15 protein-coding genes are annotated in these 25,476 nt (G+C 40.6%); 9 read left to right on the top strand and 6 right to left on the bottom strand.

The annotated features are described in order from the left end of the window. The first annotated feature begins 1 nt into the window (after nt 1). The 8 genes from bcsA (at nt 2) to fahA (ending at nt 17,278) form a co-directional block, all read left to right on the top strand. A complete protein-coding gene (gene bcsA / locus CWC16_RS05830; RefSeq protein ID WP_138540845.1) occupies nt 2-2,671 on the top strand; it encodes a UDP-forming cellulose synthase catalytic subunit in 2,670 nt (889 codons plus the stop codon). After that, a complete protein-coding gene (gene bcsB, locus CWC16_RS05825; protein WP_138540844.1) occupies nt 2,664-4,910 on the top strand; it encodes a cellulose biosynthesis cyclic di-GMP-binding regulatory protein BcsB in 2,247 nt (748 codons plus the stop codon). Before bcsA ends, bcsB begins: the two co-directional genes overlap by 8 nt. Next, complete coding sequence (bcsZ, locus tag CWC16_RS05820; protein WP_138540843.1) at nt 4,910-6,037, top strand: cellulose synthase complex periplasmic endoglucanase BcsZ; 1,128 nt, start codon at nt 4,910-4,912, stop codon at nt 6,035-6,037. Before bcsB ends, bcsZ begins: the two co-directional genes overlap by 1 nt. Continuing rightward, nucleotides 6,028-9,846 (top strand): cellulose synthase subunit BcsC-related outer membrane protein, encoded by a 3,819-nt coding sequence (locus CWC16_RS05815; RefSeq protein WP_138540842.1) that lies wholly within the window; start codon nt 6,028-6,030, stop codon nt 9,844-9,846. Before bcsZ ends, CWC16_RS05815 begins: the two co-directional genes overlap by 10 nt. Before the next feature lie 245 nt (nt 9,847-10,091). Then, on the top strand, nt 10,092-11,585 hold the full coding sequence (locus CWC16_RS05810; RefSeq protein WP_138540841.1) for a peptide MFS transporter: 1,494 nt from the start codon (nt 10,092-10,094) through the stop codon (nt 11,583-11,585). Nucleotides 11,586-11,730: 145 nt separating this feature from the next. Next, on the top strand, nt 11,731-14,478 hold the full coding sequence (locus CWC16_RS05805; RefSeq protein ID WP_138540840.1) for a metallophosphoesterase: 2,748 nt from the start codon (nt 11,731-11,733) through the stop codon (nt 14,476-14,478). A 308-nt stretch (nt 14,479-14,786) separates the two neighbouring features. Further along, a complete protein-coding gene (hppD, locus tag CWC16_RS05800; RefSeq protein ID WP_138540839.1) occupies nt 14,787-15,833 on the top strand; it encodes a 4-hydroxyphenylpyruvate dioxygenase in 1,047 nt (348 codons plus the stop codon). Between the two features lie 131 nt (nt 15,834-15,964). Further along, nucleotides 15,965-17,278 (top strand): fumarylacetoacetase, encoded by a 1,314-nt coding sequence (gene fahA / locus CWC16_RS05795; RefSeq protein ID WP_138540838.1) that lies wholly within the window; start codon nt 15,965-15,967, stop codon nt 17,276-17,278. A 94-nt stretch (nt 17,279-17,372) separates the two neighbouring features. Here the strand turns inward: fahA and putP are convergent, their stop codons facing one another. Next, nucleotides 17,373-18,851, bottom strand: coding sequence for a sodium/proline symporter PutP (gene putP / locus CWC16_RS05790; protein ID WP_055015950.1), 1,479 nt, complete (start codon nt 18,849-18,851; stop codon nt 17,373-17,375). 334 nt (nt 18,852-19,185) lie between these two features. Here putP and CWC16_RS05785 point away from each other — a divergent pair, with 334 nt between their 5' ends. Continuing rightward, a complete protein-coding gene (locus CWC16_RS05785; RefSeq protein ID WP_138540837.1) occupies nt 19,186-20,409 on the top strand; it encodes an EAL and HDOD domain-containing protein in 1,224 nt (407 codons plus the stop codon). A gap of 80 nt (nt 20,410-20,489) precedes the next feature. Here the strand turns inward: CWC16_RS05785 and CWC16_RS05780 are convergent, their stop codons facing one another. The 5 genes from CWC16_RS05780 to CWC16_RS05760 are packed head-to-tail and all read right to left on the bottom strand — an operon-like array spanning nt 20,490 to nt 25,475. Beyond that, nucleotides 20,490-21,221: an MlaA family lipoprotein gene (locus CWC16_RS05780; RefSeq protein WP_138540836.1), complete on the bottom strand. Its 732-nt coding sequence runs from the start codon at nt 21,219-21,221 to the stop codon at nt 20,490-20,492. A gap of 9 nt (nt 21,222-21,230) precedes the next feature. After that, a complete protein-coding gene (ccmI, locus tag CWC16_RS05775) occupies nt 21,231-22,481 on the bottom strand; it encodes a c-type cytochrome biogenesis protein CcmI (RefSeq protein WP_138540835.1) in 1,251 nt (416 codons plus the stop codon). Continuing rightward, on the bottom strand, nt 22,481-22,942 hold the full coding sequence (locus CWC16_RS05770) for a cytochrome c-type biogenesis protein (protein ID WP_055015946.1): 462 nt from the start codon (nt 22,940-22,942) through the stop codon (nt 22,481-22,483). Before CWC16_RS05770 ends, ccmI begins: the two co-directional genes overlap by 1 nt. Further along, nucleotides 22,942-23,511 (bottom strand): redoxin family protein, encoded by a 570-nt coding sequence (locus tag CWC16_RS05765; protein ID WP_138540834.1) that lies wholly within the window; start codon nt 23,509-23,511, stop codon nt 22,942-22,944. The genes CWC16_RS05770 and CWC16_RS05765 overlap by 1 nt, the downstream gene beginning before the upstream one ends. Next, entirely contained in the window at nt 23,511-25,475 is a 1,965-nt protein-coding gene (locus CWC16_RS05760; RefSeq protein ID WP_138540833.1) for a heme lyase CcmF/NrfE family subunit, read from the bottom strand. Before CWC16_RS05760 ends, CWC16_RS05765 begins: the two co-directional genes overlap by 1 nt. Between the last annotated feature and the right edge of the window lies 1 nt (nt 25,476).

The raw sequence follows: 25,476 nt of genomic DNA, 5'->3' as shown, positions 1-25,476 counted from the left end.
TATGAGCTTTTCTCTATTTTATAAGCGCCCAATACACAGTACTTTATATATACTGTTAAGCATTATATTTACTGAAAAACTTGTCCGTTATATTTTATTTAAGTTTCATAGTTATTTTAATCAGCACAAAGTAAACGTAATAGAAGCCTTTTTAATGCCTTTTATTACGCTAATTAGTTCATTGTTTATCAATATAAAAGACCACAAAATTAACTTTGAACTTATTTTATATGATTACTACCCGCACCTGCGCTTACCGTACCGTACGTTTATTTATTCAAATATTTTGCGCTTTATCATTCAAAGTGTTTATTTATTATTTTTTAAATACAGACCAAAAAAAAATTCAGTAAGGGAGCGGCTCTCTAATCAGTTTTATAATGGGGTAAGCTACTCACTTAAACAGTTGCGTTGGTTTGATTTAAAGTTAGGGCGAATGCTAAAACGCTTATTGTCAAAAAATGCTAAAGGACCTAAAAAAAGCGCATTTAAGACCATGGCAGATGCCAAAATATGGCAAAATAAACTAATAAAGTATGTGGTTGTGGCCTTTATATTGTTTTTACTGGCTATTTTTATCACCATTCCGTTTAGCTTAGAAGCACAAGCTGTGTTTATTAGTTTTATATTAATAGTGGCTTATGGGCTTAAGCGCGTAAAAGGGCAAATGGCCACGATTGTAATGATCACCCTATCGGTAACCACTTCATCGCGTTATTTGTGGTGGCGTTACACAGAAACCCTAAACTGGGATGACCCTGTTGCGCTTACCTTGGGCGCGGGGTTGCTACTTGCAGAAACCTACGCATGGTTAGTGCTTATTTTAGGCTTTTTCCAAACTATAAACCCGCTTGAGCGCAAACCTGTTCCGTTGCCTGAAAACACCGACTTATGGCCAACAGTTGATGTATACATACCTACTTATAATGAGCCACTGAGTGTTGTGCAGCCAACCACACTTGCGGCCATGAGTATTGATTGGCCCGCAGATAAACTAAACGTGTATATTCTTGATGATGGAAAACGCCCTGAATTTAAAGAGTTTGCTCAGAAAGTGGGAGTCGGTTATTTAACTCGCCCTGATAATAACCACGCTAAAGCCGGTAACATGAACAGCGCCATGCGCTATACCAACGGTGATTACATCGCTATTTTTGATTGCGACCACGTCCCTGCCCGCTCATTTTTACAAATGACCATGGGACAATTTTTAAAAGATAGTAAAGTATGTTTAGTGCAAACACCGCATCACTTTTTTTCTGCGGACCCGTTTGAGCGTAACTTGAATAACCACAGCCAAATACCTAATGAAAACATGCTTTTTTACGGGTTAATTCAAGACGGTAATGACATGTGGGATGCGACCTTTTTTTGTGGCTCATGTGCTGTACTAAAAAGACAAGCACTGGATGATATTGGTGGCTTTGCTTTTGAAACGGTAACCGAAGATGCCCACACTGCTCTGCGTATGCAACGTGCCGGTTATAAAACCGCATATATTAATATCCCTCAAGCTGCAGGGCTTGCTACAGATAGCCTGTCAGCTCATATTGGTCAGCGTATTCGGTGGGCGCGAGGTATGGCGCAAATATTTAGACTCGATAATCCAATTTTAGGTAAAGGGCTCGATATACCTCAGCGCCTATGCTACCTAAACGCCATGTTGCATTTTTTATCAGGCATTCCGCGGATTGTATTTTTAACCGCCCCCTTAGCGCTTATATACTTTAATGCGTACATTATTTATGCACCATTTTTAGCCATTTTTATTTACGTAGTGCCTACGTTAATACAAATAAAAGCGACCAACTCGCGCATTCAGGGTAAATATCGCTACTCTTTTTGGGGTGAAGTGTATGAGTCTGTGCTTGCGTGGTACATATTAAAGCCAACAACCGTTGCGCTAATTAACCCTAATAAGGGTAAATTTAATGTGACCGAGAAAGGTGGCTTAAACGATAAAGAACATTACGATTGGGGCATATCTAAACCTTACTTGGTGCTTTTGCTGATAAACCTAGTCGGCATGCTGGTAGGTATTTTACGCTTAGGCTTTGGCGACCCAAGCCAAGTGGGCGTTTTACTGATAAGCATGGGGTGGGCAATCTACAATATTATTATTCTAGGTGCTGCGGTAGCCGTTGCAGCCGAAGCAAGACAAGTAAGGCAATCACATCGTATTAAGGCGCATTTTCCAGCAGGTGTGCGTTTAGCAAATGGCCATACGTTAAAAGTTAAAATAACTGATTACTCTGATAACGGGGTGGGCATTGAAACAGAACATGCTCACTTATGCCGTGTAAACGATAAAATAGAGCTATTAATGAGCCGCGGTAATAAGCAATTTTCGTTTACAACGTATGTTTGTAACACTCGAAACAAACAAATAGGCTTAACCTTAAAAGATCTTTCGCTCGAAAAGCAAAAAGCATTTATACAATGCACCTTTTCAAGAGCGGATGCATGGCTTGATTGGCAAAATAACTTTCGCCATGACCGCCCTTCTTATAGTTTTAAAGAAGTACAAAAAACAAGTTTAAGAGGATTTAGCAATTTATTGTTTCATGCTCCTAAACCGTTACAACCGTTTGTAAAATTAATGACAAAAATTGTTGTATATATAAACTCTTTCACCCCTAAAAAACCAATAGTGCATAATAATTATGATTAAAAATTTGCTTAATACATTTCTAATACTGTTTATAACATGCAGCGCCCATAAGGCATGTGCTATTGAGCCAATGCACGATAAATCTGTGTTTATAAATGGCTACCCTGAGAGCGCCAACGTATCTAGTTTACGATTAGACTTTGCTGCTTTAGGTTTTAATGGTTACAAGCTAGATGGCATAAACAATAACTCAAGAGTGGATTTTACAAACCGCATTGATAAATTAAGCACCGATTTACAGCTTAATTTTTCTTACACAAACTCGCCATCATTAATTGCTAACGTATCGCATTTAAAAGTGTATTTTAATGAAAACTTAGTCACTGTACTGCCCATCAATGAGCAACTAAGTGTAGTTAAAAATACGGTTAATCATAGCCTTAAACTCAATGCTAAATATGTACAAGACTACAACCAAGTACGCTTTGAGCTTGTGGGCTATTATGATTTACGTTGCCAAGACTACTTTAGCCGCTCTATTTGGACCGAAATTAATAAATCGAGCAATATCACACTTAATCAAAAGCAATTAGCAATAGATAGTCGTTTGGAATATTTACCAGCGCCTTTTTTTGATGCCAAAGATTATAATAAGTTAAGCTTACCGTTTGTGTTTGCAAAAACACCTAACACCAAAACGATTGAAGCGGCAGCCACTTTATCTAGTTGGTTTGGCGCACAAGCTGACTGGCGCGGTGCTGATTTCCCGGTAGTCATTAATAAATCATTAGATACGCACAGCGTTGTTTTTATTACCAACGATTCAAAGCCTGACTTTTTAAAAGATTACCCAGATGTTGAAAAGCCAACCGTTGAGATTATTTCAAACCCACTGCATAGATACAGCAAAATGTTGCTTATTTTGGGCCGTGATGAAGATGATTTAAAAACAGCCGTTACTGGGTTGGCCTTCGGGCACAAAGTAATGACAGGTAGAACTGCAAGCATAGAAGCAATTAACCAACTCCCGCTTCGTAAGCCTTACGACGCCCCGCGTTGGTTACGCGGTGATAGAGCGGTACATTTTGACGAACTAATCGATTTTGATACCCAACTACAAGCACAGGGATTAAATAACGGGCCCGTGAAATTAAATGTACGTTTTGCACCCGATTTATTTACCTGGCGTGAAAAAGGCATTCCCATCACATTACAGTATCGCAGCACGCCCGAGAGTGAGTCTTTGGACTCTCGGTTAAATATGCTGATTAATCAAAAGTTTATTAGTGGTTATTTGTTAGATAATGAGGAATCTACTCTCAGTACGACAAAAACATTATTGCCACTTATTGCTAATACGGACACCACACAAAACGCAGAAAATTTTTCATTAAATGGTATTAATTTAGCCACACGAAACGAACTAAATTTTGATTTTAAATTTGGTGTATTAAAAAAGGGCGAATGTGCAATAGCACCGCCTGGGGGCGAGTTTGGAGTTATTGATGGTAATTCACACATTGATGTAAGTGGTTTTGATCATTACATTGCCCTGCCGGATTTAAACGTATTTGCTAATAGTGGTTTCCCTTACACTAAATATGCCGACTTACAACAAACACTTGTACTTGTTGATCAGCAACCTTCTGCAAAAGCATTAACGTTACTGTTTAATCTTACTGGACATTTTGGTGCTATAACAGGTTACCCAACCCATAGAATGGCCGTTGCCCATTTAAATGAGAACGTTGACTTAGACGATAAAGATATTCTAGTTATTGCAAAGCCTAATAAGACAGCACAACAACTAGATGAAGATGTGCAAACAAATGTACTTTTAAATAATAATCAGCGCGAAATAAAGCAGGCAATTTATAACGGTGCATACGATGAGCAGACGCCCGACAAAATCCAAGTAAGTGTAAAAAGCAGTGGTGATATGGCGGTCATTACAGCGTATCAATCTCCTTTTGATTCTGAGCGCTCTGTCGTGTCACTCAATGCAACTACCGAAAAAGCTTTTGGCTTAATTGATAAAACCCTTATGGACTCACAAACATTAAGTCAATTAAAAGGCAGTGCCGCAGTTATAAACTCACAAGGTGTTAAAACCATAAAAACTGATGAGCAATACTTTGTAGGCCATATTCCTGTACATACACTGGTGTGGTTCCATTTGTCTGACCACCCGTTTATTTTAGCTCTACTTTCGATATTAACGCTGTTATTGATCTCATTTATTTTATGGCGATTACTGCAAGCACTTACCCATAAACGTTTAGCTGAAGGAGATGAATAATGACATTGCTTAACCGTGCATTATTAATAGTCACATTTTTTAGTTTTTCTGTATCAGCGCAAACACAGCAGTGCGAGCCCTGGCAAGGATGGCAAGTATTTAAAAACCACTTTATTAGTGATGAAGGGCGCGTTATCGACTTAGGCTCAAAGCAAAATATTACCACCTCAGAAGGTCAATCATACGCGCTATTTTTTGCGCTTGTGGCAAATGATAAAGCTGCGTTTGATACTATTTTAGACTGGACGCAAGAGCACCTCTCTGAAGGTGATTTAAGTACACGTTTACCTGCTTGGCAATGGGGCAAAACAGGTAATGACACCACTGGAATTTTAGACTCAAACCCAGCATCAGACTCTGATTTATGGATAGCATATAGTTTATCGCAAGCAGCCATCTTATGGGATGAACGCCGTTATAGTATTTTAGCTGCCGTACTAGCGCAGCGTATTATGCGAGAGGAAACCGCTTATATCTCTGGTTTAGGGCTGACTTTATTACCCGCACCGGCTGGGTTTGAGTTTGAAAATAACACCTACAAACTTAACCCTAGCTATTCTCCGTTGTTTATTTATCAGCAGTTTAGCAAACTATACCCCAATTCCCCGTGGCAGCAACTCCATCAAGCGTCTGCCAAGCTTATTTTAGACACCGCTAAAAACGGCGTTAGTCCTGATTGGGTAATGTATAGCCCTGCAAAAGGCTTTTATCATAATAATAAAGCAACTGACTTAGGCAGCTACAATGCTATTCGGGTTTACTTATGGGCCAGTATGATGGCAGAGGATGCCCCTTACAAAACGCAGCTAAGCGAACAATTTAGTCCTTTTTTAGAGGCTATAAACAGCCGTGGCTATGTGCCTTTAAACACTTATGCAAGCTCTGGCAAAACCCAAAAGCGTGGCCCAGTTGGTTTTAATGCTGCCCTATTGCCAATGCTAAAAGAAAAAGGGAATGATTCGCAGGTTATGGCTATTCAGCAAAAGTTGATGGTCGATAAATCATTTACACGAACTCGCTACTACGACAGTGTATTAAATCTATTTGGTAATAGTACACTAAATAAACGCTTTTCAATATCAGCAGACGGGACGCTCGAGCCAATGTGGAGCACTGAATGTCGCTAAAATGGGCTGTTGTTTGTACGTTAGCAGTCAGCGCAAGTGTACATGCTAAAACAAATAATGACATTGATACACGCTCTGTTGAGTGGCTTTTAAGCCAAATCAACATTGGTGAAGTACAAGAAAATAAAGACTTAGTTGCCGATAGCTTACAAAAGCTATTGGCAATAGCGCCTAATCGCATAGAAAGTCAGTGTGCGCTTGCTCGCTATGAATTTGCCAATGGCAAAGCGGGGCAAGCAAATCAAATATTAAGAAAAATAGATAATAGCAATACACAAATTCACCCTTGTATAGAGCAATTACGATTAGTTGCTAGATTAGAAAATGAAGATAAAGCGGACATACAGCAAGCTAAATTACTTGCCCGTGCGGGTCGCTTTGAACAAGCACGTTTAATTTACAATTCTCTTTTTAAAAATGCCTATCCAAGCCTAGCGTTTGAGTTAGAGCATTTAAGTTGGTATGCACAAGATCAGAGCCAATGGCAAAATGTAAAAAAAGGTTACGAAAGGCTGCTACGCACTTATGAAAACATTGGTGCTATAGATATCCCATACGCTCGCCACTTACTCAGAAATAACCCGACTGATGACGCTGCGTTATCTCTTTTAAGCAAATATGGTGCTACCTCTCGTTATAGTAATGAGGTAGAAGCGATTTGGTTAGGTGCTCTATCTAACATGCAATTAAACAGCGCTACTGATAAGCAATTTCAGCGCTACTTTACTGTGTACCCTTTCAGTAATAAAGGTGAGCTACAGTATCAAGATTTCAAAAAAGATCTTAAAGCGCGACAAAAGCTATTAGCTAATCCGCACTATCAGTTATGGGTGAAAGGAGAAGCATTACTTGAAAAAAACAAGTTAGCTGCCGCAGAGCCCATTTTATTGAAAGCACTCAAAGGGCGCCCAAAAGATGGCGCGATTATGCGCAGCCTTGGCATCTTATACCTGCGAATGGGTGAAAACCAAAAATCATATAATTATTTTACGCGAGCGCAAAGTAACACTGCGGATTTTGCTGAGCGCGAAACATTAAAAGCGCTAGCCACTACAGCTAAATTTTGGCTTTATATCCGTCAAGCAAAAGAAGCTATAAACGAGCGTGAATTTAAAACAGCCAAGCTAAAGCTAGATTTAGCCAAGACCTTAGAACAAGACCCTGCTACTGTTTTATATAACCGAGGGCTATTACAGTTTGCACAAGGTAACTTCTCTCAGGCGGCAACCATATACCAAACGGTGCTCAAAGGTGATCCTTTAAATAATGGTGCCTTGACCGGGTTATTAGAAATCGCTGAACTGGATAACTCTGAGCAGTCGTTAATCAACTTTTACAATGCTTTATCCGATACGCAAAAAGCACAGCTAAAGCCCGTTTATGTAGCTTCATTGAGTAGCCTGCTTCGCGAAAAAGCACGTCAGTACACCGATTCGGGTGAGGTAGGACTTGCAGAGCAGACTTTAAGAGAGGCCATAGAATTAGCCCCTGAGCAGCCTTGGCTTTATTATGACTTAGCGTTTATTTATCAACAAAATGGGTTAACGCAAAAGGCAAAAACGTTATTTAACAATGTGCTTTGGCAGTTTCCTCTTAATCCACAGTTACGCTACAGCCATGCCCTATTTTTGCGCTCAATAGATGATTACCAAGGTGCTTTAAACACCTTAGAGTATGTACCAGTTAATGAGCGAAATGACGACATAATTACGCTTGAGCAACAGCTTAGGCTGAACGAATCTCTCAGACAAAGTGAGCGCCACTTAAATAGCAAAAATAGAACCACGGCTATTTTTCATTTAAGTAATTTAGAAGCGCAAAATTTAACACCCGTAATGAAAGCCGAGCTATCGCGTAGCTGGTATCAAATAGATGAGAAAAAACACGCTATAAAGTTAATTAATGATGCATTAAATACTGAACCTTCTTTATCACCTTATTGGCATATGCTGTATGGAGAATGGCTACTCGAGCAAAATGAGCGCCCATCTGTAGAGCAATGGTTTACTAATTATAGTTTACCTAGTAATGCCAGTACTGGCGAAATAGAACAGTACGTCAATTTATACACTACATATATTAATGAGTATTACGAAGGCGGCGAACTATTAGCTAAGCTAAACCAGCTTGATCAAAAGTACCCAAGTACCCCCGCAACGACCACGGCATTAATAAATGCTAATTTAGCCCTTGAGCAGCGTGAGTCGGCAATTATTGTTTATCAACAAAAACTAAAAAACAATCAGCCAATTGACCCTCAAGCTATGTTAGCAATAGCAAAAGCTCATAGAGAATTAGGTAATGACTTTCAAGCAAAAGAAGTGACTGAGCGTGCAATAGCGCAAACAGATGATCAGCAGGCCTATTTACAGCGCCAAATTATGGCCTCGTTAAATGACTTTAATTACGCAGGTGATGCGTTAGCTTTAGCCAATCAATTAATAGCTAAATCACCCAATGATAAAGAGCTTAGTTATTTGGGCGCTGAAGTTGCCCGAAACTTTAATGAACACGACCAAGCTAAGCAATGGTATTTAAAAACACTATCGAGCGAGCAACGCCTAAACGATGAATCGTTTTACAAACAAATTGCGCGTATAGATGAAAATGATGCGTGGTATATCAATGGTGCTAAACGCGAGCTTATAAATGAGCAAAGCAAAAACCAAGCATACATTGCCATTGGGGTTAACTTTAGTGGCCAAACAAGTACAGAAAGCGAAGCGACGCTTGGCGCTGGCTTAGTCCCTATTGAGGCCTATTTTCCACTTTGGCAAGGTCAAGGGTTTATTAAAATAGATCCAACTAGCATCAGTGCACAAACAACGCGCTTTGATGAGCAATTTGCTGGAAGCCGCTACGGCCAAGGTGCACTGTGTATATTTACCTGCGGCATTGATGAGGTTAGCCCTGAGCAAGATGGGGTCGATATAGGTATTGGCTGGCAAAATGAAAATTGGCGTGTTGATGTGGGTACTACCCCACTTGGCTTTTTGATTGAAGACATAGTATGGGGTGTAAACTACGCAAACAGCATTGGCGATTTTGGCTATAGCCTAGAGCTCGAAAAACGCCCTGTAACTAGCTCTGTGCTCTCTTATGCTGGCCTTGAGGATGTAAATACCGGTGAAATTTGGGGCGGCGTGCGCTCAACTGGCCTAACGGCCAATCTATCTCATGATTTAGGTGACGATTGGGGCTTTTGGTCAAGCGCCGACTTTACACTTTATAAAGGTCAAAATGTTAAAGATAACCAACGCTATAGAGTAATGGGTGGGTCGTATTATCGCGTTATTAGCAATCAAGAACGCGAATTTACTGTCGGCGCAAGCCTATTGCATTGGGCGTATCAGTATAATTTAAGTGAAGAAACATGGGGTCACGGCGGTTACTATAGCCCTCAAAACTACGTTGGGTTATCACTGCCTTTAAGCTACGATGCGCGCTGGGGCGATGATTTTGTTTATCGCTTAAAAACAGGTATATCGTACTCGCAAACGAAAACGCAAGCGATTGACTTTTATCCCAACGACACAGACTTGCAACTACAAGCCTACGATAGAGAGTCGATAACTGGGGTAGACCCTGTATTTGAGAGTGATGACAGCGCAGGCATCTCATACAATCTTGAAGGAAGCTTTGAGTATCGTATAACGCCGCATTGGTTTTTTGGGGGCTACTTAGCCATAGACCGCTCTGATTTTTATGAGCCCAACTTTGGTCAGCTCTATATTCGCTATTACTTCAATCCTGTGTACGGGGCGTTAGAGTTCCCTGGCACCCCAATTGTTCCTTATGCAGACTTTTAACGCAGCGCAAGGTGATACATCGCGAATGCTTCCCCTCGCACTAAGGTATATGTATACTTGAGCGCAATTGTAACTAGGATAAGGGTGTGTCTCTTACCTTGTGGTGTTACTACCATTTAGCAAATCATTATCTTAGCTACAAATAATATACAGATGGTCGAGCGTTTTAATGCCCCATGGCACAAAACAGCTAAAGCAAAAAATTATAAGGCCATTACAACAATTCTTAAAGTTAGGAAGTAAATATGAGTTCAGCTCCAGATAGTGGTTGGTTTGGCCACCCTAAAGGACTTTCAACATTGTTCTTCACTGAAATGTGGGAACGAATGAGTTACTACGGCATGCGAGCGATGCTCGTATTGTTTATGACAGCAAGCTTACAACAAGAAGGCTTAGGCTTTACTGTTGCATCAGCTGCTGCAATTTATGGTTTATACACAGGCGCGGTATACTTTTTAGGCCTGCCAGGTGGTTGGCTTGCCGATAGATTATTCGGTGGTCAAAAAGCGGTGTGGTATGGCGGTATAATAATTATGTGTGGCCATATTATTTTGGCCGTTCCACATGAATATTCATTTTTTATTGGTTTAATATTTGTAGCAACAGGTACTGGTTTACTTAAACCAAATATCAGCGCTATGGTAGGCCAATTATACAGTGATGCTGATGAGCGCCGCGATGGCGGTTACGCTATATACTACATGGGTATTAACTTAGGTTCTTTAATTGGTTACTACGTATGTGGTTACTTTATGGAAAACGTTGGCTGGCACTGGGCATTTGGTGCTGCAGCTGTAGGTATGGCGATTGGCTTAATCCAATATAAACGTACATTAAACAACCTACCTGAGCACAGCGCACTACCTGCTAACCCATTAAGCCCTCAAGGTACTACACGCACATGGGGTGCAATTGCATTGTTTGTTGCTGTTGTTACTGGCGTTACAGTAGCCGCTATGACGGGTGTTATTACCATAAACCCGTCGGTTGTAGCCGGTTACACAGCCGTTATATTTACTGTTATATTTTTTGTATACTTTGGCCTTATTTACTTTAAAGGCAATTTAACTGGTGAAGAAAAACAAAGAATGTGGGCACTATTTTTAGTGTGTGTTGCCTCTGCGTGTTTTTGGTCTGGTTTTGAGCAAGCGGGTTCATCACTTAACCTATTTGCTCGTGATTACACAGACCGCCTTATCGGTACGTTTGAAATTCCAACTACATGGTTTCAATCTTTAAACTCACTGTTTATTATTGTACTGTCGCCGTTTTTCGCAGCGCTTTGGATTAATTTATCTAAGAAAATGATCTCGCCAACTTACAGCGTTAAATGTGCACTTGGCTTGATTATTATGGCTTCTGGCTTTTTAGTCATGTTCATGGCTGCTCAGTACGCTGCTGAAGGATTAAAAGTGGCGCCTTATTGGCTTGTTACTACTTACTTTTTACATACAGTGGGTGAGCTTTGTTTAAGCCCTGTAGCATTAAGTGCGGTAAGCAAATTATCACCTCGCCGTTATACAGGCCAGTTAATGGGTGTATTTGTATTAACCTACTCTATTGGTAATGTTATCTCGGGCATACTTGCGGGTAACTTTGATCCGAATAACGTTCAAGAAATCCCTAACTTATATTTACAAATCGCCTTATTCAGCATTGGCGTTGGTATTGTTTTAGTACTAATGAGCTTTAAAGCGAAAGTATGGGAAAAACAAGGCCTGGAAGAAAAAACCGCATAATATTGCACGTTTAATTACGCGTAATACTACTTATAATTTCCCCCATAGCCGCTATGGGGGAAATTTTCTCAAACTTCTATATCACCTCGCTGTAAACTGCTATTATCTGCTGATTAATTTTTAACTTGTCTCAGGGACGCAGTACATGCGCTTGTTAACTTTATATCGCACCCCATTTTTAATTTTTTGTATTTTTTTATTATCTGCCTGTGGTGGTTCAGACGATCAAGTTACAACTAACCCTAACGATCCAGTCGAGCCAGAGCCAAGCGAGTTAACCGTATCTTCAACTACCGGTTTAGATGTCAGCCTTGATGAAGGAAGCTTTTTGCTGACTGTACCCGCCAATGCTGTTTCTCAAAGTACTGAGCTTACCTACGAAAAAACAGTATTAGATGATGCCAATGCACTGTTAAATATTATCTCAGATATACACCTACTGACCCCTAGTACGTTTTCTTTTAGTAATCCAATAACAATTACCATAAAAATACCTGATGATTACCAATTAGGTGGCCAGCTATTTATTGCCAGTCAATCGGACGATTCTTGGACAATTATTGAAAACTCTTTTGTTGAAGATGGCTTTATCAGTGCACAAGTAACAACTCTGGGTACCTTCGCTATAATGATGCAACGTAAAGAGGCCTTTGCTGCTATTGGCCCAACGTGTGACAGCACTGCAACAGAACAATCAGTAAGGTTTATTCACGTTGCCGACTTACATGCTCGATTCGGTTATGAAGAGCAATACTTTAGCCGCATAAAAGCCTACTACAACCAAGTACTTGCACAAACGCCGCATACCCTTTTTACCAACGGGGGTGATGACTACGAAAAAGGCACGGTTGCTGAGCAACTATCACAAGGTAGCGCTACAGAAGAAGCCATTAAAGCCATGCAGTTTGATTTACGTGTGGTAGGTAATCACGACTATGCATGGGGACCTGAAAAATTATTAAGCTATTCACAAGATGACAATGCCATTGTGCTTGCCAGTAATACGCGCTACGAAGGTGAACAATTACAAGATTTTGCCGCTGTAGGCTTCGCTAAAGTACAAGTGGGCTGTGTGACCTTGGGCGTATTCGGCATGACCTCTGTACCATGGAACGAACTAGATGAGCCGATAGATGATGAGCCCATTCCTGATTTTATCCAACAATTTAAAATGAGCTGGCAGTGGCAACAAATAGCACAAAGTATAATAAGCCAGTATCAAGACGACGTTGATTATATGGTAATGCTAAGCCATTTAGGTGAAGGCTTAGATATTGATATGGCAACCGATGTAAGCGGTATAGACTTAGTATTAGGCGGCCATACTCATGGCGGAGAAAGTTATAATACGCTCGAGAACGGCGCTGTGGTTATTCAGCCAGATTTTTATGCTAAAGGCATTACCGATGTTACCCTGACATTTAATCTGCAAGATAAGACATCGCCAACGATAGATTACAGCACCATTGAAACTGACAGCGTTAGCGAACATGATGAAGCAACAAAACGTGCCATCGACGAAATTATGGGGCGTTATGCGCCTGATGCAAACACAGAAATTGCTATTTCTGAAAATTACCCAAGTAGTATCGAGCTTGCAGAAATAACGGCATTAGCTGCAGCCCATGCTAGTGATATAACGGCCGCACTGCTCAACCCTGAGTTAGTACAAACAAGGTGGACACCCGGGACTGTAACACAAGAAGACTTTCATAAAGCCTACTATGTTGAGCGCCAGCCCTCTAACACACCCGGTTTTAATTCGTTATATAGCGTAACGGTTACTGGGAGCGATTTAAACACCATGTTTGCCAGTCAACCCGATTGGCTTTTACTCAAACCAGACAATATACAAGCGGCGAGCACCTATCAAGTTGCTTTATTTAAAGGGGCAGCGCTTAATCCTGAATTATTTTTTAATGGCGTCAACTTTTTAAACGTAGAAGCCATTGACGAAGCATGGTGGTTACTTGATCAATATGCGCGCTTTAGAACCAGCCAATGCCTATACCTAGATACCGATAATCGACTCTTTTCATGTGATGAACAAAACAACGTAACTGTGTGGAATTTTGACGATGCTAACAACCCTTTAACACCAGATTATGGTCCTTCGGTATTGAGCTACTTTGACCCTGAGCAAACAAACTGGGGCCCTGAGGAAACTCAATATAGTACCACGCAAGCGCTTGGTATTTCTGATTTTGCTGATGGCAGCTCAGGTGTAATGGCGTTTTCACGCCACGCGCCTACTGAGGGGCTATTAATAACCCTCAATACACCTGCCAATGGTGATTATGCAAGCGAAGGCATGGTCTCTGACTACACCTTAGTAATGGACTTATACTGGCCTGAAGAAGGTAAAGATATTTATCGCGCTATCATGCAAGCAAACACACAGGATTACCTCACTGATGATGCCGATATGTTTATCGACCCAGCGGGCGGTTACGGTAAATCAACCAGTGATAGTGGTTATTTTGGGCAAACAGAGCCTGAAAACTGGCACCGTGTAGCATTTGTATTTTATACCGCCCCCAGCAATGGGGTATTTGAAGTGTACATTGACGGCGAGCTTGCTGGTGTTAAAGAAGACGGTGAAATAAATAACACCTGGGCATTAACATCAGCTGTTTTACTCTTTACAGATAACAACTTTGAAACAGTACCTGGTTATTTAAACGCCCTTTTATATGCTGGGCGCGCCCTGAGTCGAAACGAAATTAAAAGCATGGGCAGCGCTCAATCAAAGCTTACGTTTACCCCTACAACACGGGTATTAAACCAAGCTATTGAGCGCCATTACCAAGCAGCACCCACGGTAAAACCTAACCTTTGGCTCGAGCAGCGCAACCAGTTTTTTAACAATCGCACACAAAGTGTAAATAATTAAGTACAAAAAACAATACGTAACCATATTTTAAAAAGAGGTTTTATTTTTATAAAACCTCTTTTTTATTTATTTAAATCAACATCTTAAACTTTAATAAATTAAAATTATCAAGCTAATTTATACATATTCACGCTAAAGCGTAAGGTATAAACCTACTGACACATTAAACGTCTTATTAAATTTACAGTTTACTCAAATGCTAAATCTGCCCCCCCTCTTCCCCAAATCCAAAATCTAGTTGATTATCTAGCTCAACACGACAACAACACATAATCGCAGTAGCAATATTTATTGCAGGAGTAATAAAAATGAGTGAAGCAAATAATCCACTAGGTTTAGTTGGTATTGAGTTTACTGAATACGCAACACCTGATGCAGACTACATGGATAAAGTGTTTACTGATTTTGGTTTTTCAAAATTAAAAAAATTTAAAGGCAAAGATATTGTCTACTACAACCAAAACGACATTCACTTTTTACTAAATAACGAACGCGATGGCTTTTCTGCTGAATTTGCAAAAAGTCATGGACCAGCAATTTGCTCTATGGGTTGGCGCGTAAACGATGCACAGCATGCATTTGAAACAGCTGTGGCAAGGGGTGCAAAACCCGCAACCGATTCTACCCATAAAGACTTACCTTATCCCGCAATTTACGGTATTGGCGACAGCCTAATTTACTTTATTGAGCAATTTGGTGATAAAGGGTCTATTTATGAGTCTGACTTTGACGATTTATCATCTCCAAATGTAGTTGAAGATAAAGGCTTTATTCGTATAGATCACTTAACTAATAACGTTTATAAAGGCACTATGGAAACATGGGCAAACTTTTACAAAGACGTGTTTGGTTTTACAGAAGTACGCTACTTCGATATTAAAGGGCAAAAAACAGCGTTGCTATCGTATGCACTTAAATCGCCCTGTGGCACCTTCTCAATTCCTATTAATGAAGGTAAAGGCAATAACAACAATCAAATTGATGAGTACTTAGGCGAATATAATGGTCCTGGTGTACAACATCTCGCGTTTTTAACTGACGATTTAGTAAGCTCACTTGATAAGCTTGATAAATCGACCATTGCTACTTTAGACATTATTCCTGAGTACTACGACACTATTTTTGACCGTGTGCCTTGGGTTGCAGAAGACAAAGAAAAAATTCGCGAGCATCAAATATTAGTCGATAGCCAAAGTGAAAATTGCTACCTATTACAAATTTTCTCTAAAAACTTATTTGGACCTATTTTCATAGAAATGATCCAGCGTGTAGATGACGGTGGTTTTGGTGAAGGTAATTTCCAAGCATTGTTTGAGTCAATTGAGCGAGACCAAAAGCGTCGCGGCGTTTTATAACTTTTTTTGAGTAAATTAAAAGCAGCGATCTTCGCTGCTTTTTGTCGTTTTAATATTTAAAAAGTAGGGTGCAAGATACAAGTATGCTTAAATAAATGCATGCACCTCACATCAAACCTAAAGGATAAGTAATGAGCCAAATTAACGAAACCCACGACATTAATTTAACCAGCTGGGTAGAGTCGGCCAATATTAAAGGCTGTGACTTCCCGATTCAAAATTTACCTTTTGCAGAATTTCGTACTAAAAACACAAATGAGGAATTCAGAGGCGGGGTTGCTATTGGCGATCAGGTTATTGATTTAGCAAAATTGAGCCGCTTAAACATTTTTACCGGTGACGCTAAAACAGCCCTTGATGCAGCAAGCGAATCAACATTAAATACATTTATGGGTTTAGGTAGTCAGTATTGGTCAGCACTTCGTTTAGCACTTTCAAAGGCATTACGCGAAGGCGCACAGCAACAAAAAGACATGCAAAGTACCCTTATTGCGCAAGCTGATATAGAGTTTTCACTGCCATGTCGTATTGGTGATTACACCGACTTTTATACCTCAATTTACCATGCAACGGCCGTTGGTAGTTTATTCCGCCCTGATAACCCGCTTTTACCAAACTATAAATGGGTGCCGATTGGCTATCATGGTCGCTCATCATCTATTGATGTATCGGGGCAAACGTTTCACCGCCCTAAAGGGCAAACTAAAGCCCCCGATGCAGATACCCCCTCATTTGGCCCATGTAAACGCCTAGATTATGAGTTAGAGCTTGGCATTTACTTAGGCAAAGGTAATGCACTGGGTGATGCTATCGCCATTGAAAACGCTGAAAACCATGTATTTGGTTTTTGTGTATTTAACGATTGGTCGGCACGAGATTTACAAGCATGGGAATACCAACCATTAGGTCCGTTTTTAGCTAAAAACTTTGCCTCAACCGTATCGCCTTGGATTGTTACCACTGAAGCACTGGCGCCTTTTAGAACGGCGTGGACACGTGATGAAAACGACCCGCAACCAATGCCGTACCTAGAATCTGCAGCTAACCGCGAGCAAGGTGCGTTTGATATTCAAATGGATGTTAAAATTCAGACCCAAAAAATGCGTGATGAAAACCACCAACCCACGCAGGTCTCTGCCTCAAGCTTTAAACATTCATACTGGACAGTGGCGCAAATGGTGGCTCATCACACAGTAAATGGCTGTAACTTTATGCCCGGTGATATGCTCGGCTCAGGTACACAGTCTGGCCCTACACATGAAGAAGCGGGTTCTTTATTAGAGCTTTCTCGTGGTGGAAAAGAAAAAATAACCCTGAGTAATGGTGAGCAACGCAGCTTTTTAGAAGATGGCGATAATGTAATTATGCGCGGCTGGTGTGAAAGAGAAGGCTTTGCACGTATTGGTTTTGGCAGCGTAGAAAGTACTGTATTACCCGCTAAATAACTATTGATTATGATGTTTCAATAAAACACGAGCAATAAAAAAGCCACCTAATTAAATTAGGTGGCTTTTTTTATACTTATAGTACGTTATTTAATTAAAGTTCCTTTTCAACTTCATCAAATAGCGAAGTAATGTTTTGCGCTGGTTCTTTCGTCGCTAAACTTACCACTACAATTGCAATACTTGCCAAAATAAAGCCAGGTACAATTTCGTACATGTAACTACTTAAGCTTTGCCCATCAATCATAAATGGTGAGTAAATCCAAAACAGAACCGTACCAGCACCTACAATCATACCTGCTAGAGCGCCTTCAAAGTTCATGCGTTTCCAGTACAAGCTAAATAGAACCAGTGGGCCAAATGCCGCACCAAAACCTGCCCATGCATTACTTACTAAGCTTAATATTGAGCTGTCTCTATCATACGCTAAGTAAATCGCACACAGTGCAACCGCAGCAACACTAACGCGCCCTACAGTAACAAGCTCAGTGTCGCTTGCTTCTTTGCGTAAAAACGTTTTATAAAAATCTTCTGTTAATGAGCTTGAGCTAACAAGTAACTGAGAAGAAATAGTACTCATGATTGCAGCTAAAATAGCCGCCAATAAAAAACCAGCAATTAATGGGTGGAATAATAATTCAGAAAGAATTAAGAAAATGGTTTCAGGGTCGTCAACAACAATGTTGTTTTCGTATGTATACGCGGCACCAAATAAACCAGTACCCACAGCACCAATCGCTGCAACTATCATCCATGTCATACCGATACGGCGAGCCGTTGGCATGTCTTTTACGCTGCGCACAGACATAAAACGCACAATAATATGAGGTTGACCAAAGTAGCCTAAGCCCCATGCCATTGCCGAAATTATACCTAGTGCAGAGCCTGCGCCTATCCAATTAAGCATATCTGGATTAACACTATGGAGAGTCGACTCTAGCGGTTGCTCTAATAAAGAGTAAGCAACAGTTGGTACAAGTATCAAGGCGATAAACATAATACAGCCTTGCACAAAGTCCGTTAAGCTAACAGCTAAAAAGCCACCAAATAAGGTATATAAAACAACAACACCAGTGGTGATGTATAAACCCATTTCGTAACTTAAGCCAAATGAGCTTTCAAACAATTTACCGCCTGCTACAACACCCGATGATGTATAAAGCGTAAAGAAAACAATAATTACTACCGCAGAAACTACACGTAAAAGGTTTGATTTATCATTAAAACGATTAGAGAAGTAGTCTGGAATGGTGATTGAATCGCTTGCTTTTTCAGTGTAAACACGCAAACGAGGCGCAACTAAAAAGTAGTTTAACCATGCACCAATAACCAAACCAATTGCTATCCATGTGCTACTAAAGCCAGTAACGAACATTGCGCCGGGTAAACCCATTAGAATCCAACCGCTCATATCCGATGCGCCAGCAGATAATGCTGCAACACTTGGAGATAAGCTACGCCCACCCAGCATATAACCCGATACATCACTTGTAGACTGTTTGTATGCATAAAGTCCAATGCCAAGCATGACTACAAAATACAATGCCAGTGAAATAATCATTCCTGTTTCCAAATTCGCCTCCACAAAGTTGTATAAAACAGGCTTTTAATCCTAATAATGACTCTTAAAATATTATAATAAAGACACTATTGGGGTAAAAACCATCCGTCTTGACTATATCATGCTTAAAGGTGATAACTCCAACTTGTTACACTGAAGTGAACAAAAAACAGCCTTATTGACTATTTAACCCTCAAACACCCGATATATGGTAAATTTATTTACATATATAGCTAATTTTTAATAACAATTCATTAAATCAATAATAATTACCTAATGCTATTTAGAGTGTTTTCCCATATATTATAGCCATTGCTATTTATTATTAATTTGTACGGAACTATTTATGTATTTTTATGCTGCACGCCAACCTATTTTAGACCGCGAAAAGGAGCTTGTTGGTTACGAGTTATTATTTCGTGATGGCGTGGATAATGTATTTCCAGACATAGACGGTGACGAAGCAACAACGAAGCTAATCGAAGGAAGTCAATTTAATTTTGGTTTAGAAGATTTGACTGGCAATAAGCCCGCCTATATTAACTTTACTCTGGAAACTTTGCTAAAAGGTTACCCTACGATGTTAGGGAAAGAGACGGTTGTTGTAGAAATCCTTGAAACAGTGCAACCAGGTAAACGTTTACTCGCTATAGTCAAAGAGCTAAACGAAAAAGGCTATACACTGGCACTAGATGACTATGTTCATCAGCCTGTATGGCGCCATTTTTACCCGTTTATCAATATTATAAAAATAGACTTTTTAACCACTGACGAAAGTGCAATAAAAACCATAATTAACGATATTAAAGCCTATCCACACATCAAGCTTTTAGCTGAAAAAGTAGAAACCTATGAGGCTTATAACTTAGCCCTTGAGCTTGGATTTGAGTATTTTCAGGGGTTCTTTTTTTCAAAGCCTGAAATGGTACAAAGTAAAGCGCTACCGCCATCAGAAATGGCATTAGCAGAGCTACTTTACGAAACCTCATCTGTTGAAATGGATCTTAAAAAGATCACCGATGTGTTTGAACGTGATGTAAATCTATCATACAAGTTATTGCGTTATTCAAACTCTGCTGCGTTTGCACGCAGAGCAGAAATAAACACAATTAAACAAGCACTCATCGTACTTGGCGCTAACGAAATTAAAAAGCTGTTATCTTTGCTATTTGCAGCGCAAGTATCGGCGGATAAACCCGTAGAGCTAATCAGGCTTTCGCTAACGCGTGCACGGTTTGGCGAACTACTTGCTATTTCACATGGCCAGTTTAAAGACACCGGTATGGCCTTTTTAACCGGCATGATGTCGCTTATGGATGCCATTTTAGATGAAACCATGGAAAGCGTTATGCAAAAGCTTCCGCTTTCTGCAGAGATCAAAGCAGCGCTCTTAAATGACGAAGGCCTGCTTGCTCAGTATCTAAACTTGGTTAAGTTTTATGAGCACGCAGACTGGGAAGCCGCCAACGAAATTGCTAAACAGTTAAATTTAGGCGAAGAAGTGGCCAATGCATACCATGACGCCCTAACCTGGGTAAATGAGCAAATGCAGCTGATGGTTAAAGAATAATAAACACGTGCTCGTTTATTTAAGCTCAAATTACACATAAAAAAATGCCAGCAATTGCTGGCATTTTTTATGGCTATTATTTATAAGCTTTCTAAGAAGTCTTCATCAAAGTCTTCAGGCTCTTCTTTAATTGGCGGGTTGCCATCGTATAGCTCATAAAGCTGACGCTGAAAGTATATGTCTTTAACAAACAAGTACGGGTCAAGTGAGTCATTAAGTAGGCCTTCTTGCGGGATAAGTGCCGCACGAGCTTCAACCGCTTTTAGCGCAAACACCAAAATAGTTTGCGGCGTAGTCAGCGCTATTTCTGGTAACACAAAGTTATCGACTACATCGCCTGTTAAGTTGCGTGCTGTTGTCGGACCCATTGCTGGCAACATAATATATGCGCCATCACCAACGCCCCACACGCCCAATGTTTGGCCAAAATCTTCATCTACAAGTTCAAGTCCTAATGAGCTTGCAACATCAAAAATACCAAATACGCCTACCGTAGAGTTAACTAAAAAACGCGCTAAACTCACGCCTGCGTTACCTGCCTTACCTTGTAGCCCAGCATTTATCATATCAACAGGCGCACTAATATTATCGGTAAAGTTAACAATACCATTGCGTACAGGTACAGGGGTTACTTCTACATACCCTACAGCTACAGGGCGTAAAATATAAGCATCTAAAATGTCCATATTAAAGTCGTACAATGGACGGTTTATGCTTTGCAGCGGGTCTCGCTCATCAACTTTGTTTTCTGGCACTTGCGCACATCCGGCTAGCACCAATAAACATAAAAAAGTAAAACTATGCTTTAACATCTACTGTCCTTAAGGTATTAATGTATTAATTTGAAGTTGGTAGTCACTTACGTTTTCACGTTGCAGTGCCTCAGAGTGACCCTCTAACTCACCACTACTTGGCATAACTGACTCATCTATTGAGATCCGCGCTGTAATCACAATATCTTTTGCACTTGATAAGTTTAACCCATCAACCATTGCATTAGCATCAGTGAGTTGCACTGTGAGCGGAAAACTGTATTCATTAAGTTTAACAACCGCTAGCGGCATAGGAGAGCCTTGAGCAGCCTTTGCAAAAATAAATAAAGTCCCCTGCTGTGGCTGCTTATCTAAAAGCTCATCTGCTAAGCTCACAGTAACATTAATAGCACTGTTAGCAGAGACAGGCATTACAGAACCCTCATTTTGCATTTGTTGTTCAATATCAGAAATACGCTGCGCTATCATTGAGTAACGCGTATCGCTTTCATCCATGCTAGCAAGTAGTACCTCGAACGCCGCTTTAGCTTGCGGCCAGTCCTTGCGCTCATAAGCAATGAGCGCTAATAAGGAAATAGCATCAAGATTTGTCGGCTCAACCTTTAGCACTTTAGATAGCATACCCGCTGCACGCGTCATATTCTCTTCACTACCTTCAAGCAGTAAAACTTGGCTGTAGCTAATGAGTACTTGCATGTTGTCAGGGTTTATTCGCAGTGCTTTATCAAACGATTGCTGTGCCATGTCGAATTCGTTTAACGACATAGCTACACGCCCGAGTAACATCCATGCAACTTCGTCATCACCAGATTCGCTAAGTTTAGTACGCAAAGCTAAAGCAAAGGCTTGTAACTCGTTTTGAGTAAGTGGCTCACCTTTTTGCATTACAGCACGCTCGCCATAATCAGCAAGGTTATCCATTGCATCATACCACGCGGCTATTTGTTGTTGGCTCCCTGTAAAGGTGTAAAAAACACCGGTGAGGGCTAATAAAAATGCTGCGCCAGTTAAAGCAAAAATACGATTATTACCTTTGCTATTAAGCGATTTTTCTGGTGATAGCTCGTTCAATAAACGACGCTTTAATTCAATAACAGATTCGTTATGACTTTGTGCATCAATACGTTGATTATCTAAGTCATTTTGCAGCTCAACTAAACGCTGCTCGTAAATGCTGATCAATTCTGCATTAGCATTGTGAGTAATGGTTTGAACGCGCTCTTTTTTTAAAAAAGGCACCATAATAAATGCCAGTGCAATGAGTATGAGTAAGGCAAAACACGCCCACATTAAAATCATTAAATTTGCTCCTGGCGTTTATTTTCTGCAATTAATTTAGCAAGTCTTGCTTCATCGTCGCTGTTCCAGGTTTGCTTAACTGACGCCTTACGTTGACGAATTACAATAAAACCAAACCCCAAAATTACAATAAGTACAGGTAAAACCCACAGCACTAATGTAGCTGGTGTCACAGGCGGGTCGTAATGAACAAAATAACCGTATCTGTCTATCATGTAATCGATAACTTCGTCTTTTGTTTTACCCTCTTTTACCAGCGCAAGTACCTTGTCGCGTAAATCTTTTGCAACAATGGCATCAGAGTCTGCAATATTTTGGTTTTGACATTTAGGGCACCTAAGCTCTTTAGTTAACTCTTCAAAGCGCACGGCTTGTTGGTTATTGTCAAACTGATAGCGATCTTGCTCGGCATACACTGCCATACTTATAAAAAAGCTCAGGGTTAATAAAAACACTCGCATTAATTTAGCTCCTGCATAACCGGGGCAAATTTAGCACGCCATACGCGCGGATTTAGATCTCCCGTATGGTGTAATAAAATTTTACCCGTTTTATCCACTAAAAATGTTTCAGGGGCACCCGATACACCTAAATCTAATGACAAGGTACGGTGCAAGTCTAAAATATTAAATTGGTATGGGTCGCCAGCACGGCTGAGCATATCGCTCACATCGGTGCGCAAAGCTTGCATATCAAATGGGCCATCAAAATCGGCATCGTACCCTTGTACATAGTACAAACCAATAATTTTTACGCCTTGCTCGCGTAGCTTAGTTAAATACCCTAGTTCAACTAAACATGTAGGGCACCAAGTCCCCCATACATTAAGTAAATAAACTTCGCCTTTTAGGCTTTCATCTGTCCAGCGCTTATTATCTTGCATTAAATCCGGCAGGTTAAACGCAGGCATCGTTTGGCCTAGTCTTCCGGTTTGAATTTCACGCGGGTTGGCAAACAAACCTTGATATAAGAATACACATAAAAATATGAATATTAATAACGGCGCTAAAGCTAAAATTTTACGGTTCATTACGCATTCTCCAACGCTTTTTTACGTGTACTTGCTGAGGTACGGTAGCGTTTATCAAATAAAATCATAAACCCTGCAAGCGATATAAGTACACCGCCTATCCACATCCAACGCACAAACGGTTTGTGATAAATACGCAGTGACCATGCCCCTTTGCTTAATTGCTCACCCAGCGCTAAATATAGGTCACGAGTAAAACCAGCATCAATTGCCGCTTCGGTCATAAATTGCATACCAATATCGTATTTACGCTTTTCTGCATGCAGCTCAGTCACTAGTTCATTGTCATTAAATACCGACACGACACCAGCATGACCACTGTAGTTAGGGCCGCGTATTGATTTAACACCATCAAATCGGTATTCGTATTGGTTTAGCGTAACAATATCGCCTTGCTTCATAGACACATCACGCTCTACCGAGTACGCCGAAGTCAGCGTAACACCCGCAATAACAAATGCTAAACCAACATGACCTAGCACCATCGCCCAGTAGCTGACCCCTAAACGCTTAACGCCTTCTTTTAGTGTTCCGTGAACCGACGCCTTAGCATATAAATCTATGGCAGTAGAGACAGCAACCCACACACCTAAGGTGGTGGCTAGTAATGTAAGCGGTTTTACTACATCGTAGCTTGAGAACAACCACGCACAGGTAATAACAACACTTACTAGCACGCCTACGAATACTTTATTTTGTAGTACAGCCCACTTATTTTGTTTCCAGCGAAGAAAAGGCCCTATTCCCATTAATATGGCAAAAGGTACTAATAAAATGGCGAACATTTTATTAAAGAACGGTTCGCCAATAGAAATACTGCCTAGACCCATTTCTTTGTGTACCATAGGTAATAAAGTACCTAAAAGAACAATTAATGTAGCCACGACTAAGAATATATTGTTTAACCACAACGCTACTTCGCGAGATACAAACTTGTAACGACCTTCACTCTTAACTTGTGATACGCGCAGCGCATACAACGATAAACCGCCACCAACCACAATGCCTAAAAAGGCTAAAATAAATAAACCTCTATCGGGGTCTGTGGCAAATGCATGCACCGATACAATAATGCCCGAGCGAACAATAAAAGTACCTAATAAGCTCAGCGAGAATGCAGCGATAGCAAGCAGCACAGTCCACGATTTAAATACACCGCGTTTTTCTGTCACGCTCAGAGAGTGCAATAAAGCCGTAGCGACTAGCCAAGGCATGAGCGATGCATTTTCTACCGGATCCCAAAACCACCAGCCACCCCAGCCAAGCTCAGAGTAAGCCCACCAGCTACCTATGGTTATTCCTAAACTTAAAAAGCCCCAAGCAGTCATCGTCCATGGGCGTGACCATTTAGCCCAAGTGTTATCAAGTTTACCGGTTAAAAGTGCTGCAATAGCAAAGGAAAACGCAACCGATAATCCTACATATCCCATATAAAGTAACGGTGGATGAATGATCATACCAGGGTCTTGTAATAGTGGATTTAAATCACGTCCTTCAACAGGAAAATATGGCAGTAAACGCTCAAATGGGCTCGAAAGCAGTAGTGTGTACATCATAAAACCCACACCTAAAAAGCCAAGCACGCCTAAAACACGTGCACGTAATACCCAAGGCAGTGCTTTAGAGCGTATAGCAACCACGGCGCTCCACCCTGCTTGCATTACAAGCCACAGTAAAATCGCACCTTCGTGCCCACCCCATGTAGAGGTGATTTTATAATACCAAGGCAAGGTACTACTTGAATGATACGCTACATAAGATACCGTAAAGTCATCTGTTAAGCTGGCATAGATAAGCGCAGCAAATGAGAGAAGGACAAATACAAATTGCCCTACGGCTAAAGACGGGGCCGCACGCATTAAACGAAGATTACCGGTATGTGCGCCCCACAGCGGAAAAATACACAGTAAAACGCTTAACACCATGGCAAGCGTTAAAGAAAAATAACCAAGTTCTGGGATCATA

This window comes from Pseudoalteromonas sp. S3776 (assembly GCF_005886915.1).
GTDB lineage: Bacteria > Pseudomonadota > Gammaproteobacteria > Enterobacterales > Alteromonadaceae > Pseudoalteromonas.
Note: the sequence above shows the minus strand (reverse complement) of the source record. Positions and strands in the feature narration are given on the sequence as shown.